At 70.0% G+C, this 14,081-nt stretch carries 13 protein-coding genes; 8 read left to right on the forward strand and 5 right to left on the reverse strand.

The window, feature by feature from the left end; genetic code table 11:
* Positions 1 to 7: 7 nt before the first annotated feature.
* Entirely contained in the window at positions 8 to 655 is a 648-nt protein-coding gene (locus tag ACYVAG_RS14770; protein ID WP_460770891.1) for a hypothetical protein, read from the reverse strand.
* A gap of 64 nt (positions 656 to 719) precedes the next feature.
* On the opposite strand from ACYVAG_RS14770, the gene mshD reads away from it, so the two are divergent.
* From mshD to pstB, 7 genes are all read left to right on the forward strand, one after another.
* Positions 720 to 1,694, forward strand: coding sequence for a mycothiol synthase (gene mshD / locus ACYVAG_RS14775; protein WP_460770893.1), 975 nt, complete (start codon positions 720 to 722; stop codon positions 1,692 to 1,694).
* Positions 1,691 to 3,793 carry an RNA degradosome polyphosphate kinase gene (locus ACYVAG_RS14780; protein ID WP_460770895.1) on the forward strand — a complete coding sequence of 701 codons (2,103 nt, stop codon included), beginning with the start codon at positions 1,691 to 1,693 and terminating at the stop codon, positions 3,791 to 3,793. Before mshD ends, ACYVAG_RS14780 begins: the two co-directional genes overlap by 4 nt.
* Positions 3,794 to 3,796: 3 nt before the next feature.
* Positions 3,797 to 4,675, forward strand: coding sequence for an NUDIX hydrolase (locus ACYVAG_RS14785; protein WP_460770897.1), 879 nt, complete (start codon positions 3,797 to 3,799; stop codon positions 4,673 to 4,675).
* Positions 4,676 to 4,887: 212 nt separating this feature from the next.
* Positions 4,888 to 6,012, forward strand: a complete 1,125-nt coding sequence (gene pstS / locus ACYVAG_RS14790) for a phosphate ABC transporter substrate-binding protein PstS (protein WP_460770899.1) — start codon at positions 4,888 to 4,890, stop codon at positions 6,010 to 6,012.
* A gap of 326 nt (positions 6,013 to 6,338) precedes the next feature.
* Positions 6,339 to 7,268: a phosphate ABC transporter permease subunit PstC gene (gene pstC, locus ACYVAG_RS14795; RefSeq protein ID WP_460771014.1), complete on the forward strand. Its 930-nt coding sequence runs from the start codon at positions 6,339 to 6,341 to the stop codon at positions 7,266 to 7,268.
* On the forward strand, positions 7,265 to 8,179 hold the full coding sequence (gene pstA / locus ACYVAG_RS14800; RefSeq protein WP_460770901.1) for a phosphate ABC transporter permease PstA: 915 nt from the start codon (positions 7,265 to 7,267) through the stop codon (positions 8,177 to 8,179). The genes pstC and pstA overlap by 4 nt, the downstream gene beginning before the upstream one ends.
* 14 nt (positions 8,180 to 8,193) lie before the next feature.
* Positions 8,194 to 8,970, forward strand: a complete 777-nt coding sequence (gene pstB, locus ACYVAG_RS14805; RefSeq protein WP_460770903.1) for a phosphate ABC transporter ATP-binding protein PstB — start codon at positions 8,194 to 8,196, stop codon at positions 8,968 to 8,970.
* 227 nt (positions 8,971 to 9,197) lie between these two features.
* On the opposite strand, the gene ACYVAG_RS14810 is transcribed toward pstB, so the two are convergent.
* The gene (locus ACYVAG_RS14810) at positions 9,198 to 9,773 is read right to left on the reverse strand and encodes a hypothetical protein (protein ID WP_460770904.1); all 576 of its coding nucleotides are present in this window, start codon (positions 9,771 to 9,773) and stop codon (positions 9,198 to 9,200) included.
* 97 nt (positions 9,774 to 9,870) lie between these two features.
* Here ACYVAG_RS14810 and ACYVAG_RS14815 point away from each other — a divergent pair, with 97 nt between their 5' ends.
* Positions 9,871 to 10,851: a DUF2510 domain-containing protein gene (locus ACYVAG_RS14815; protein ID WP_460770906.1), complete on the forward strand. Its 981-nt coding sequence runs from the start codon at positions 9,871 to 9,873 to the stop codon at positions 10,849 to 10,851.
* 140 nt (positions 10,852 to 10,991) lie between these two features.
* Here ACYVAG_RS14815 and ACYVAG_RS14820 read toward each other — a convergent pair whose 3' ends face one another.
* The 3 genes from ACYVAG_RS14820 to ACYVAG_RS14830 all read right to left on the reverse strand — a co-directional run bounded on the left by ACYVAG_RS14820 (position 10,992) and on the right by ACYVAG_RS14830 (position 14,017).
* Complete coding sequence (locus ACYVAG_RS14820) at positions 10,992 to 12,188, reverse strand: glycoside hydrolase family 3 N-terminal domain-containing protein (protein ID WP_460770907.1); 1,197 nt, start codon at positions 12,186 to 12,188, stop codon at positions 10,992 to 10,994.
* Positions 12,189 to 12,197: 9 nt separating this feature from the next.
* On the reverse strand, positions 12,198 to 13,586 hold the full coding sequence (locus ACYVAG_RS14825) for a mycothione reductase (protein WP_460771015.1): 1,389 nt from the start codon (positions 13,584 to 13,586) through the stop codon (positions 12,198 to 12,200).
* A gap of 134 nt (positions 13,587 to 13,720) precedes the next feature.
* The gene (locus ACYVAG_RS14830; protein WP_460770909.1) at positions 13,721 to 14,017 is read right to left on the reverse strand and encodes a YciI family protein; all 297 of its coding nucleotides are present in this window, start codon (positions 14,015 to 14,017) and stop codon (positions 13,721 to 13,723) included.
* Positions 14,018 to 14,081 lie beyond the last annotated feature (64 nt).

The following is a 14,081-nucleotide window of genomic DNA, read 5'->3' on the forward strand; positions in this document are numbered from 1 at the left end:
GAAGTCCTCACGTCTTCTCGGTCTCCGCCCGCGTGGCCCCGTCGGCCTCGTCGTCGCCCGTACGCAAGATCCCCGACGCCGCGGCGCGGCCCGCCGACGACCCCGGGTTCTCCCGCTTGAGCAGCCGCCGGAAGTGCGCCGGCAGAGTCCCGGGCGGGCCGTCCAGCCGCAGGTATTCCACCGCCGCCGTCAGCTGCGCCACGACCAGCGAGACCCCGGCGACCAAGGACCACCAGAACGACGCCGCGCCTGCTCCCGTGTCGCCCATCATGAACAGCGCCCCGACCAGCCCGGCGAGCACCGCCGCGTACGACAGCAGGTGGGCCGCCCACGACGGCGTCATGAACCCGGCGAGGTTCACGTCGCGGAGTCCGCTCCACTCGGCCATCGCCTGGTGCCACACCCAGGCTTGCAGCGCACAGATCGCCACCATCACCACCGAGGCGCCCAGCACCAGCACCGGCCACAGCCAGGCCCAGTCGGTGAACTGGGCGAAAGTCAACAGGGACGCGATCCCGGCCACCAGCGCGACCACGGCCGCACCCACCCCCACGCGCGTCATCATCAGGTGGGGCCGCATGCGGGCCACGACGGCCGGCTGGGCGGGCACGCCATAGGCGCCGATGTCCGTCACCGCATAGTCATGTCGGCCCACGGTGTCCCCCTCGAATCGCGTCGTCCCGGTGGAGCCCGGGCTCCGGCCAGACTACCGTGGGGCCATGTCCACAGAGCCGGTCGTCACCCGCGTCCTCAGCAGCCTCGAGGCCCCCGACCGGGCCCGCGTCCTCGCCCTCGTCGACGCCGCCGAGCGCGCCGACGGCGTACGCCCCCTCAACGAGCAGGCCGAACTCGACGTCCGGGGCGACGCCCGCGACGGCATCGCCCACCAGCTCGGGGAGCGCGGCGGCGAGGGCGGTGACCTCGTCGGCTATGCCCACCTCGACTCCTCCACCGACGACCCGACCGCCCAGCTCGTCGTCGCCCCCGACCGGCGTCGCCGCGGCGTCGCGTCGGCCATGCTCGGCGCGCTCGGCTTCGACCCCCGCTCCCCCGAGGGCGCGAGCCGGCGCGATCGCGGCCAGGTGCTCAAGCTGTGGTCGTTCGGTGACCTCGAGCCAGCCCGCGCGGCCGCGCACGCCCTCGCGTACGCCCCCTCGCGCGAGCTGTTGATCATGGAACGCGACGTCGCCGACATCCCGGAGCCCCAGCTCCCGGCCGGCGTACGCGTCCGCGGGTTCACCGACGCCGACGCCGAGCCGTGGCTGCGGGTCAACGCGCGCGCGTTCGCCCACCACCCCGAGCAGGGCATGGTCTCCGAGCCCGACCTGCGCGCCCGCATGGCCGAGCCGTGGTTCGATCCCGCCGGTTTCCTGATCGCCGAGCGCGACGGCGAGGTCATCGGCTTCCACTGGACCAAGGTCCACGACGAGCGCACCGGCGAGGTCTATGTCATCGCCGTCGACCCCGACCATGGCGGCGGGGGGCTGGGTCGCCAACTGCTGTACGCCGGGCTCGCCCACCTGCGCGACCAGGGCGTGCAGCGCGTGATCCTCTATGTCGAGGCCGACCAGACCCGCGTCGTGGACCTCTATCTCTCCGCTAGATTTGGGATCGCGCACCGCGACGTCCTACACGCCCCCGTCCTGCAAGCCCCGGACCCGAGCGCCCACCCGACCGAGGAGCCCGCCCCGTGAGCCAGACCCAGCCTTCCCGGACGTCCGACGGGCTCCCCGACGACCGGTTCGGCGATCGCGAGCTCTCGTGGCTGGCGTTCAACCAGCGGGTCCTCGAGCTCGCGATGGACGCCGACCGCGTCCCGCTGCTCGAGCGCGCCAAGTTCCTCGCGATCTTCTCGTCGAACCTCGACGAGTTCTTCATGGTCCGCGTCGCCGGTCTCAAGCGCCGCATCGCCGCGGGCGTCGCCGTGCCCAGCGTGTCGGGCTTCCTGCCGCGCGACCTCCACGACACCATCCTCCAGCGCACCCGCGAACTGGTCGGGGAGCAGCACCGCGTCTTCGCCACCGACGTACGCCCGGCCCTGGCCGCGGAGGGCATCGAGATCCTGCGGTGGGACCAGCTCCAGGCGACCGAGAAGAACCGCATGAGGCAGTTGTTCGCCGACCGCATCTTCCCGGTGCTGACGCCGCTCGCGGTCGACCCCAGCCACCCGTTCCCCTACATCTCGGGGCTGTCGATCAACCTCGCGGTGCTGCTGAAGAACCCGACCACCGGCGTACGCCAGTTCGCGCGCGTGAAGGTGCCGAACATCCTGCCGCGCTTCCTGGAGCTCGGCGAGGGCCGGTTCGTGTCGCTCGAGGACGTGATCGCGCGCCACCTCGACCAGCTGTTCTCCGGCATGCAGGTGCTGCAGCACCACGTCTTCCGCGTGACGCGCAACGAGGACGTGGAGGTCGAGGAGGACGACGCCGAGAACCTGCTGTTCGCGCTCGAGAAGGAGCTGCTGCGCCGCAAGGTCGGCCGGCCGCCGGTGCGGCTCGAGGTCGAGGACGACATCGACGAGACGATGCTCGACCTGCTGGTCTCCGAGCTCGACATCGACGCGCGCGAGGTCTTCCGCATGGACGGCCCGCTCGACCTCACCGGGCTGTTCTCGCTGGCGTCGGTGGACCGCGACGACCTGTCCTACCCGAAATTCCTGCCCCAGACCCACCCGGGCCTCGCCGAGGTCGAGACGGCCGCGCCGGTCGACGTGTTCACCCAGGTCCGCAAGCGCGACGTGCTGCTGCAGCACCCCTATGACTCGTTCGCGACGTCGGTGCAGCGGTTCATCGAGCAGGCGGCGACCGACCCCCACGTGCTGGCGATCAAGCAGACGCTCTATCGCACGTCGGGCGACTCCCCCATCGTCGACGCGTTGATCGAGGCGGCCCAGGCCGGCAAGCAGGTCCTCGCGGTGGTCGAGATCAAGGCCCGCTTCGACGAGCAGGCGAACATCGCGTGGGCCCGCAAGCTGGAGAAATACGGCGTCCACGTCGTCTACGGCATGGTCGGGCTGAAGACCCACTGCAAGCTGTCGCTGGTCGTGCGCGACGAGCCGGAGGGGCTGCGCCGCTATGCGCACATCGGCACGGGCAACTACAACCCGAAGACCGCGCGGATGTATGAGGACATGGGCCTCCTCACCGCCAACCCGATCATCACCGAAGACGTCGCGCGCGTGTTCAACCACCTGTCCGGCATGGGCCAGGAGACGCAATATCGTCGCCTGCTCGTCGCGCCCCACTCCATCCGCCGCGGCCTGATCGAGCGCATCGAGAACGAGATCCGCAACAAGCAGGTCGGCAAGGACGCCCACATCCGCATCAAGGTCAACTCCATCGTCGACGAGCCCATCCTCGACGCGCTCTACCGGGCGTCCAACGCCGGCGTACCCGTCGACCTGTGGGTACGCGGCATCTGCGCGCTCAAGCCGGGCGTACCCGGTCTGAGCGAGAACATCCGCGTACGCAGCATCCTGGGCCGGTTCCTCGAACACTCGCGGCTGTTCTGGTTCGCCAACGACGGCCGACCCACGGTCGGGCTCGGGTCGGCCGACATGATGCACCGCAACCTCGACCGCCGCGTCGAGGTCGTGGTGTCGATCACCAATCGCGCCCACATCGCCGAGATCGAGACGCTGTTCGACCTGGCCTTCGACGATGGCACGGTCTCGTGGTGGCTGACCCCCGACGGCTGGCAGGCCCACACGACCGACGCCGAGGGCCAACCGCTGCGTGACCTGCAGGAGCACCTCATCGAGGTGACCGGGAAGCGCCGCACCAGGGAGGGCTGAGCCATGGCGAACGATCGCATCCTCGCCGCCGGAGCCGTCGTGCTCCGCGGGGAGGGGTCGTTCCGCGAGGTCCTGGTGGTCCATCGCCCCCACCACGACGACTGGTCGCTGCCCAAGGGCAAGCTGGAGGGCGGCGAGCTGCTGCCGGTGTGCGCGACGCGCGAGGTGGCGGAGGAGACCGGCGCCGTGGTGCGGCTCGACATCCCGCTCGGCACCACCGACTACAAGGTGAAGGGGCGCGCCAAGCGCGTCCACTTCTGGCGTGCGGGCGTCGAGACCATGGTCGGTGCGCCGCAGGGCCCCGAGGTCGACGAGGTGCGCTGGGTCGGCCTCGCCGACGTCGGCGACGTGTTGAGCTATCCCGCCGAGGCGGCGCTGGTGCGGGCGGCCGCCGCGGCGCCGCCGACCACGGCGCTCATCATCACCCGCCACGGGAAGGCCATGGACCGCAAGCGCTGGGCCCACCGCGATCCCGCGCGGCCCATCACCGACCGGGGCCGCCACCAGGCCCGCGAGGTCGCGAGGGTCCTCGCGGCGTTCGGCGTACGCCGCATCGCGTCGTCGAGCTCGAACCGCTGCGTGTCGACCGTGCTCCCGTACGCGACCCTGCGCCACGCGCCGATCGAGCGCGCGACGATCCTGTCGGAGGAGCGCGGCAAGGACTCCCCCGACGAGGTGGGGGCCTACATGAGGGCGCTCGCCCGGTCGGCGGTGGACAACGCCGCGCCCACGGTGGTGTGCGGACATCGGCCGGTCCTGCCGGCGATGCTTGCGGGGTTGGGGCTGCCGAACCAGCCGTTTCGGACCGGGGAGTCGGCCGTGGTGCATCTGACCGCTGACTACGGCGTTCACGCCGCCGAACGCATCCGCACGCTCTCCTGATCCCGGCCATCGGGACCAAGTGGGACGCTCGTTCCATAACGATTTCAACATGTCCCGGTGGCGTTAACCTTCCGTTTACCGAATAGGGCTTTCTGCGTCACGTCTTCCTCCTACCTTCCGGTTCAGCGGGACTTCTCCGGTTCTCGCACGAGGGCCTTCACGGGGCCCACCACAGGGAAACCTCCCTCGATCGAGAAGGAAACATTGTGACGATGAACCAGTTCGCCAAGCTGGCCACTCTGGCCGCGGTCGGCACGCTCGCGCTCACCGCCTGCAACAGCGGCGGCGCTGCCAACCCGCAGGGCCCGGGCGAGGCCTCCAAGCCCGCCGGCAAGTACGCCTGCCCCTCGGGCAAGCTCTCCGCCGAGGGCTCGTCGGCCCAGGGCAACGCGATCCAGGAGACCTCGGCCGCCTACGGCGAGGAGTGCAAGGGCAAGGCGACCGTCGAATACAACCCGACCGGCTCCGGCGCCGGCATCAAGGCCTTCTACAACAAGCTCGTCGACTTCGCCGGCTCCGACTCGGCGCTGAAGACCACCGAGAAGGACGGCATCGTCGAGGCCAACAAGGCCAAGGAGCGGTGCGAGGGCAACGATGCCTGGAACCTCCCGATGGTCGTCGGGCCCGTCGCCATCGCCTACAACGTCGACGGCGTCGACAAGCTCGTGCTGACCCCCCAGGTCCTCGCGAAGATCTTCGACGGCACCATCACCAAGTGGAACGCCCCCGAGATCGCCGCGATCAACTCGGGCGCGAAACTGCCCGACGCCCCGATCACGGTCTTCTTCCGTTCCGACGAGTCCGGCACGACCGAGAACGTCACCTCGTTCCTCAACAAGGCCGCCGGCGACGGCACCTGGGCGAAGGACAAGGTCTCGAAGTCCTGGAAGGGCAAGGGCGAGGGCAAGCAGAAGTCCTCCGGTGTCGCCGAGGGTGTCAAGGCCACCAAGAACTCGATCTCCTACATGGAGTGGTCGTTCGCCAAGGACAACCAGCTCAAGATGGCTGCCATCGACAACGGCAAGGGCGCGGTCGAGCTTTCCGCGGCGAACGTCGCCAAGGCAGTCGCCGAGTCGAAGATCGCGGGCCAGGGCAACGACCTCAAGCTCGAGCTGAAGTACGCGGGCACGGGCGAGGGCGCCTACCCGATCAACCTCGTCACCTACGAGATCGTCTGCTCGAAGGGCCTGCCCGCCGAGAAGACCGCCCTGGTCAAGGACTACCTGACGTTCATGTCGTCGACCGAGCAGCAGAAGGCCCTCGAGGCCATCGGCTACGCGCCGCTCCCCACCGAGCTGCAGACGAAGGTCCAGGCCGCCGTCAAGGCGATCCAGTGACCGTTCGCCTCGGCGATCGTGACTGAAACCCCTTACAATTTGCACGAAGTGCTTGGCCTTCCCGTCCTCGCGACGGGAAGGCCACGCCCGTAACAGGGAGAAAGATGTCGAACACCGATGACTTCGGCAAACCGCTGAAGTCGACCTCGACCGATGACCTCGGCCGCCCCCTCGACGACCACGCCCCCGCCGACGCGTCCGTCTCGCCGGTCGCCGTGGCGGGCGAACACCACCCTTCCCACGCCGCCCCGCCCGTCCCCAAGGTGGCCGCACGCGAGGCCCGCCCCGACAGTCCCGCGACCGAGGGCGACGGGGGCCGCGTACGCCTGGCCAAGGTCGGCAAGGCCGGCGACAAGGTCTTCCTCGGCCTGTCGGTCACGTCGGCCGTCCTGATCGTGGCGGTCGTCGCGTTCGTCGGTCTCTTCCTGCTGTCGATGGCGCTGCCGAGCCTGATGGCCAACCAGGCCAACTTCCTGACCTCGCGCGAATGGAACGTCGGCGGCGAGCAGCTCGCCTTCGGCATCGCCGGCCTGCTGTGGACGACGGTGCTCACGTCGGTGGTCGCCATGATGATCGCCGTGCCGATCGCGGTCGGCTGCGCCCTGTTGATCACGATGTTCCTGCCGAAGAGAGTCGCGAGCCCGTTCGGCTTCGTGGTCGAGTTGCTGGCCGCCGTGCCGTCGATCATCTTCGGCCTGTGGGGCATCAAGGTGCTCGCCCCCTTCCTGAACCCCATGACGCTGTGGCTCCAGAACACGTTCGGCTGGTTCCCGCTGCTCGGCAAGGGGCTGTCGTCGACCGGCACCGCGTTCGTGGCGTCGGTCGTGCTCGCGATCATGATCCTGCCGATCGTCACCTCGATGTCGCGCGACGTGTTCGCCCAGACCCCGCGTGACCACATCGAGGCCGCCCTCGCGCTGGGCGCCACGAAGTGGGAGGTCATCAAGACCGCGGTGTTCCCCTATGGCCGCTCGGGTGTCATCTCGGCGTCGATGCTCGGCCTCGGCCGCGCGCTCGGCGAGACGGTCGCCGTGATGATCATCCTGGCCCAGGAGGCCCCCGGGTCCCCGTTCAACCCGTCGCTGTTCGCCGGCGGTGAGACGTTCGCGTCGAAGATCGCCAACAACGCCGCCGAGTTCGACACCCCGTCCAAGACGGGCGCCTACATCGCCGCGGGCCTGGTCCTGTTCATCGTGACCTTCGCGGTGAACGCCATGGCCCGCATCATCGCCGACCGCGGAGGGGTCAAGTCATGAGCACCGCAACCGAAGCCACCGAGCATGTCGGCAAGTTCGACCTTTCGAAGCCGAAGGGCGCCCGCGCGGCCAAGAACACCGCCACGACGGTGTTCGTCTATGCGTGCGGCCTGCTGGCCCTCATCCCACTGGTCTGGATCCTGTTCGCCGTCATCAGCCAAGGCCTGCCGGTCATCCTCAACGCCAACTGGTGGATCGACGACCTCACCGGCATCACGTTCCGCCGCGCGGGCGGCGGCGCGCTCCACGCGATCATCGGCACGCTCGAGATCGGCCTGATCTGCGCCGTCATCGCCGTTCCGCTCGGCATCCTCGGGGCGATCTTCCTGATCGAATACGCCCGCGGAACCCGGTGGGCCCGCGTGGTGTCCTTCATGGTCGACATCCTGAGCGGCGTCCCGTCGATCGTGGCGGCGCTGTTCGTGTTCGCGCTGTTCATCACCATCCTCGGCCAGGGTCGCTCCGGATTCGCCGCGGCGGTGGCGCTGGTGCTGCTGATGCTGCCGGTCGTGCTCCGCTCGACCGAGGAGATGTTGAAGCTCGTCCCCGACAGCCTGCGCGAGGCGTCGTACGCGCTGGGCGTACCCAAGTGGAAGACGATCCTGAACATCGTCATCCCGACCGCGTTCTCCGGCATCGCGACCGGCATCGTCCTCGGCCTCGCCCGCGTCATGGGCGAGACCGCGCCGCTGCTGATCCTCGTGGGCTATGCGCAGGGAACCAACACCAACCCCAACAGCAGCGTGATGGGCACCCTGCCCACCATGATCAACGACGGGCGTACGCAGGCCGAGAGCATGCCCGGCTATGCCCGCGTGTGGGGCGCGGCCCTGACCCTCATCATCCTCGTCATGGGCCTGAACCTCCTGGCCCGAGCCCTTGCCAATGTCGGCAAGGTCAAGAACAAGTAAGGACCTGAACCAACATGGCAAAGCGCATCGATGTCGAAGACCTCAACATCTACTACGGCAACTTCCACGCCGTCGACAGCGTCTCGCTGCGGGTGGAGCCCCGCACGGTGACGGCTTTCATCGGCCCGTCGGGCTGCGGCAAGTCGACGGTGCTCCGCACCCTCAACCGCATGCACGAGGTCATCCCCGGCGCCTATTCGAAGGGCTCGGTCAAGCTCGACGGCGTCGACCTCTATGGCCAGGGCGTCGATCCCGTGGCCGTGCGCCGGCTCGTCGGCATGGTCTTCCAGCGCCCCAACCCGTTCCCGTCGATGTCGATCTATGACAACGTCGTGTCGGGCCTGCGCCTCAACGGCGTGTCCAGCAAGAAGGTCCTCGACGAGGCGTGCGAGCGCTCGCTCAAGGGCGCCAACCTGTGGACCGAGGTCAAGGACCGCCTCGACAAGGCCGGCATCGGCCTGTCCGGCGGCCAGCAGCAGCGCCTCTGCATCGCCCGCGCCATCGCGGTCGAGCCCCAGGTGCTGCTCATGGACGAGCCCTGCTCGGCCCTCGACCCCATCTCCACGCTGGCGATCGAGGACCTGATCCAGGAGCTCAAGGAGAAGTTCACCGTCGTCATCGTGACCCACAACATGCAGCAGGCGTCGCGCGTGTCCGACCAGACCGCGTTCTTCAACCTCGCGGCGACCGGCAAGCCGGGCAAGCTCGTCGAGATCGGCCCGACCGGCAAGATCTTCTCCAACCCCGACGAAAAGGCCACCGAGGACTACATCACCGGCAAGTTCGGATGATCCTCCCCCGCTGAACGCGCCGCGGCCCCGCCGGATTTCGATCCGGCGGGGCCGCTGTGCGTGCGGGTGTGTGCGTTCACGCAACTTGCGCACCCGGGTGCATGAGTTGGGGTGCGTGGCCGGCGTGTCGACGCAACTTGCGCACCCGGGTGCATGAGTTGGGGTGCGTGGCCGGCGTGTCGACGCAACTTGCGCACACGACACGCCTCGCGCCCCACGGTCCGGCGTCAGCGGCGCCCCGCCGAGCCGCCCGACTTCGTCCCCGAGCCCGACTTCGACCCTCCCGACATCGACCCCGACTTCGACCCTCCCGAGGTGGAACCCGTGCCGGAGCCCCGCGTCGTGGTGTCCGATCGCGTGCTCGTGGTCGACCGCTTCGTGGGGGCCGGGTCCTGCGGGCCGCTGGTCTGCTGCGTACGCGGGTAGGTGGGCCAGGACTTCGACTCTCCCGACGCCGGCCCCTGCGACGCCGGTCCCTGCGCCACCGTCGTACGCGGGGTGCTGCGCCGACGGTCCTCGACCCGGCGGCCGCTCTCGTCGATCGGATAGCGATAGGTCGGATAGTGGGCCGCATAGCCGTGACCCGGCCGATGCGTCTGCCGCTCCACCCAGACCCAGGCGTACGCCGGGTCGTTGTCGGGCTCGCAGAGCCGGTCCTCCACGCGCTTGTCGGTGGCGACCTCGACGCAGTAGCGGCGGTCGAGGGTGTCCGACGCGTCGGCCTGGCCGCAGCCGACCATTCCACCCGTCAGCAGGCCGAGACCGGCGGCGACGGCGATTCCCTTGGCGAGTCGTGTCCACATGCAGGTGGGACGTCCCGGGGTTCCCCCTGACCCGGGCCCCGTCCGCGACGTGTCCATGACGGTCGAAAGGGGGCCGCTGGCCGCCTACACTGGCCGCGTGAGCGCACCCGGTTGGTATCCCGATCCAGGCGGCCAGAAGGGCATGTTCCGCTATTGGGACGGCCAGAGCTGGTCCCCCACCGTGTCGCCGACGCCGACCGCGGGTCCGCCCGGCGGCACCGGCCCCGGCGGCGGCGGGTTCGACCCGACGCGCCCGCTGAACGGCCAGGGCGGCCCCGGCCACCCCGGCGGCCACCCCGGCCCAGGCCACCCCGGCAACCCCACCCCCACCCGGCACGGCACCGGAGGCTCCCCCGGCGCCCAGCGCGGCCCCAACAAGCTCTGGTGGGTCGCCGGCATCGCTGCCGCGCTCGCCCTCGTGCTCCTCATCGCCTGGGGCGTACGCCAGGTCGCCGACACCGTCACCGGCGGGCCCCCCGGCCCCTCGGGCCAGTCGACACGCGAGACCTGCCCCCGCACCACGGCGACCGCGACCCCGACGCCGGGCACGGGCGGCACCCGTGACGGCCGCGTCTACGGCGGCAAACTGTCCTATCCGACGCTGCCGGCCCCCTGGTCCTCCGCGTCGGGCGACACCCGGGTGCCCTTCGGCCGCGACGTCCACCACCAGTCCATCCTCGTCGAGCAGTCCACCAATCCGACCCACGACTGGACGGCCTGGGTCGCCTCGGTGTTGATCGCGAAACTGGTCGCGGGAGACGGGTTCTACACCCCCCAGCAGGGCTCGGAGATCGTGGTGACCTGCATCGTCGGGTCGTTCTACGGCAACTCGAAGGTCACCCGCAAGGACACCGTGAACCGCGCGGCCACCGTCGGCGGCAAGGAGGCATGGCTCGTCGAGTCGCAGCTCAGCTTCGACATCAAGGGCTTGAAGACCAAGGGCGAGCTGCTGATCGTGATGATCGTGGCGACCGGTGAGGGCGAGGCCAGCCTGTTCTATGCGTCGATCCCCGACACGTCGCCCCAATGGGTCGCACCGGCGCGTCAGGCGATGGCGGACCTGCGGGTGGAGGGATAGCTTCGACTCCTCCGTCGCTCAGCCAGCGTGACTCGACTCCGTCGCTCAGCCAGCGTCACTCGACTCCGTCGCTCAGCCAGCGTCACTCGACTCCGTCGCTCAGCCAGCGTGACTCAACTCGGGAGCGCGCTCAGCCGGCGTCAGCGGCAGCTCGCCGCCCCGTGTTGCGCCTTGTACGCGACCACGCGCCCGGCCGACCGCGTCACCTGCGCGGCGAACGCCTGGTCCGACGCCGCCCTCTCCCGGACCGCCGTGACCATCGCCCTCTGCAACGACGGGTCCCCGTTGATCACCACGTCGCCGCCGGCCGCGACGAAGCGTACGGCGCGGTCTCCAGGCTTCACCGACGCGACCTGCTTCGCCGCCCCCATGTCGTCCGAGATCACGACGCCGTCGAAGCCGAGGTCGCCCCGGATCATGTCGCCGATGACGACCTTCGAGAACGTCGCGGGCGTGCCCGGGTCGATGCGGCTGTAGACCGCCGTCGACACCATCACCATATCGGCCCCCGCGGCGATGCCCTCGCGGAACGGCGCCAGCGCCGCGTCCGTACGCGTGGTCGTCGCGTCGGTCACGTTCGCCTGCAGGTCGGTGTTGCCCTTCACGCGGCCGAGGTTCGGGAAGTGCTTGACCGAGGTCGCCACGCCCGCGGCGTCCATGCCGCGGATGAACGCGTTCGCCTTCGGGGTGACCTTGTCGGGCGTCGCGCCATAGCCGCGCCGCAGCGCCCCGATCGGCTCGTTCGCGCGTCCCACGTCACTCGGCACGGTGTCGGTGACCGGCGCGAGGTCGACGTCGATGCCGGCGGCCCTGAGCTCGCGTCCCCAGCCCTCCGCGGCGCGCTGCAGGTCGGCGTCCGCCATCGCGGCCTGCTCGACCGCGCTCGGGATCGTCGTGAACCCGCTCCCCTTCAGCCGCTGCACCAGCCCGCCCTCCTGGTCGGCGGCCACGAGCGGGCGTACGCCGCCCGGTGAGACCGAGCCCGCGCGCACGTCATCGGCCAACTTCTTCACCCCGGTCGCGCCCGCGGACGTGTTCTCCAGCAGGATCACCTGGCCCGTGCGAGTCTCGGCGAGCATCGCGCGGTAGTCGGCGTCGACCGCCGACGTGGCGGGCTTCCCGACCATGAACAGCTGCCCCACGCGGTCGTCGGGCGACATGGCCGCGACCACGCTCGCGCACGTCGGCTCGGCCGGCGTGGGGCTGGGCGTCGGCGTACGCGTGGTCGCCGTGGGGGCCGGACCGTCGGGGGCCGGCGTACGCGCGGACTCGGGCGGCGGCGTACCGCAGGCGGCGAGCGGGGCGAGGGCGAGCAGGGTCAGCAGGCGAAGATGCACCGACCCAGACTACGAGTTGGCCTCCAGCGGCAGCGCCAGCAGGGCGTTCTCGACGACCTCGGTGAGGGCGGGGTGGATCCAGTACTGCCCGCGGGCCATGTCGCGCACACCCAGCCCGAACGACATCGCCTGGATCACCGGCTGGATCAGCACCGACGCCTCGGGGCCGATGATGTGGCCGCCGAGCAGCTGGCCGGTCTCGGGGTCGGCGAGCAGCTTGCAGAAGTGGTCGGAGTCCTCCATCGCCCAGCCGAACGCGACCGAGCCGTAGTCCTGGACCGCGCGTACGTAGGGGCGGCCGGCCTCACGGAGCTCCTGCTCCGTCGTGCCCACCGCGCCGATCTGGGGGTTGGAGAACACCGCGTGGGGGATGGCCGTGTGGTTGCTCGCGACCAGGTCGTCCGGGTGGAGCAGGTTGTGCTGGACGACGCGGGTCTCGTGGTTGGCGACGTGCTTGAGCTGCCACGGCGACGAGACGTCACCCATCGCGAAGATGCCGTCGGCGGTGGTGCGCTGGAACTCGTCGACGACGACATAGCCCCCGTCGCCGATCTCGACGCCGGCGGCCTGGAGGTTCAGGGTGTCACCGTTGGGAATGCGGCCGGTGGCGTTCAGGACGACCTCGGCCCCGTATTCGTATTCGACCCCGTCGGGGTCGGTCGTCACCACCACGATCTCGCCGTCGCCCTGTTCGAGGCGGACGAGGTCCTGGTCGAGCCGCACCGGGACCTGGCGGCCCATCAGCTCGGTGAAGCGACGCGAGACGTCCTCGTCCTCCTGGCGCAGCAGGGCGCCGGAGCGGTTGACGATGGTGACCTTCGTGCCGAACGCCGAGAACACGTGGGCGAACTCGGCCGCGATGAACCCGCCGCCGATGATCGTCATCGACGCGGGCAGCGACTCGAGCCGCATGACCGTGTCGGAGGTGTGGACCTCGACCTCGTCGGCGCCCGGCACCGTGAGGGGCCGCGGGCGCGAGCCGGCGGCGATCACGAACCGGTCGGCGGTGATCTTGCCGCCCGCGACGCCGAGCGTCTTCGGGCCGGTGAAGCGGGCCTCGCCCTCGATCAGCGTGATGTGCTCGTTCTGAACGCGCCAGTCGCGGCCCGCGGAGGAGATGGCGTCGATGCGGCCGAACACACGATCGCGGATGGCGGGCCAGTCGGCGGTGCCGGCCTGGAGTTCGACGCCCAGCCGGGAGGCCTCGCGGTGGGTGATCGCGAGGTCGGCGGGATGGACGAACATCTTGGTCGGGATGCAGCCCACGTTGAGGCACGTCCCGCCGAAGTGCCCGTTGATGCCCTTGTCGATGAGCGCGATCTTCTGGTCGGCGAACCGCTCGTCGAGCAACGAGTTGCCGGAGCCGGAACCGATCACGACAAGGTCATAGTGGGGCAGGGTCGAGTCCATGTCCCCCATCCTTCCACGGCGGGACAACGGTCCAGATCAGACGTTGTCTGAGCGAGGAACGAGTCGACGTTGTCTGAGCGAGGAACGAGTCGACGTTGTCTGAGCGAGGAACGAGTCGAAGACTAGGCCAGGTCCCCCGCGTACGGCCCGACGGCCGGGCCCCACTCCACGATGCGGGTGTCGGTGATGATCCCCTCCCGAGAGAACGGGTCGTCGGCGAGCAGCGCCGCGAGCCCGTCAGCCGACTCGTGGCGGAAGATCAGCAGGCCGCCGGGCTGCTCGTGGGGCGCGTACGCCCCCGCGACGAGGCAGATGCCCTGCTCGGCGAGCCGTCCGAGGAACTCGCGGTGGGCCGGTCGGATCTCCTGGCGGCGGTCGGCGTCATCGATGTAGGTGTAGTGCACGGCGAAGGTCGACATGGGCGACAGTCTGCCACCCACCGGGCTCCTGCGCGGGGAAACCGGGGGCGCACGACTCGCTAGG

Source organism: Mariniluteicoccus flavus, assembly GCF_054776655.1.

Excerpts from the sequence above, each read along its gene's own strand:
- pstA (WP_460770901.1), top strand. The coding sequence starts at position 7,265 with ATGAGCACCGCAACCGAAGCCACCGAGCATGTCGGCAAGTTCGACCTT.
- ACYVAG_RS14785 (WP_460770897.1), top strand. The coding sequence starts at position 3,797 with ATGGCGAACGATCGCATCCTCGCCGCCGGAGCCGTCGTGCTCCGCGGG.
- ACYVAG_RS14810 (WP_460770904.1), bottom strand. The coding sequence starts at position 9,773 with ATGTGGACACGACTCGCCAAGGGAATCGCCGTCGCCGCCGGTCTCGGC.
- mshD (WP_460770893.1), top strand. The coding sequence starts at position 720 with ATGTCCACAGAGCCGGTCGTCACCCGCGTCCTCAGCAGCCTCGAGGCC.
- pstB (WP_460770903.1), top strand. The coding sequence starts at position 8,194 with ATGGCAAAGCGCATCGATGTCGAAGACCTCAACATCTACTACGGCAAC.
- ACYVAG_RS14830 (WP_460770909.1), bottom strand. The coding sequence starts at position 14,017 with ATGTCGACCTTCGCCGTGCACTACACCTACATCGATGACGCCGACCGC.
- pstS (WP_460770899.1), top strand. The coding sequence starts at position 4,888 with ATGAACCAGTTCGCCAAGCTGGCCACTCTGGCCGCGGTCGGCACGCTC.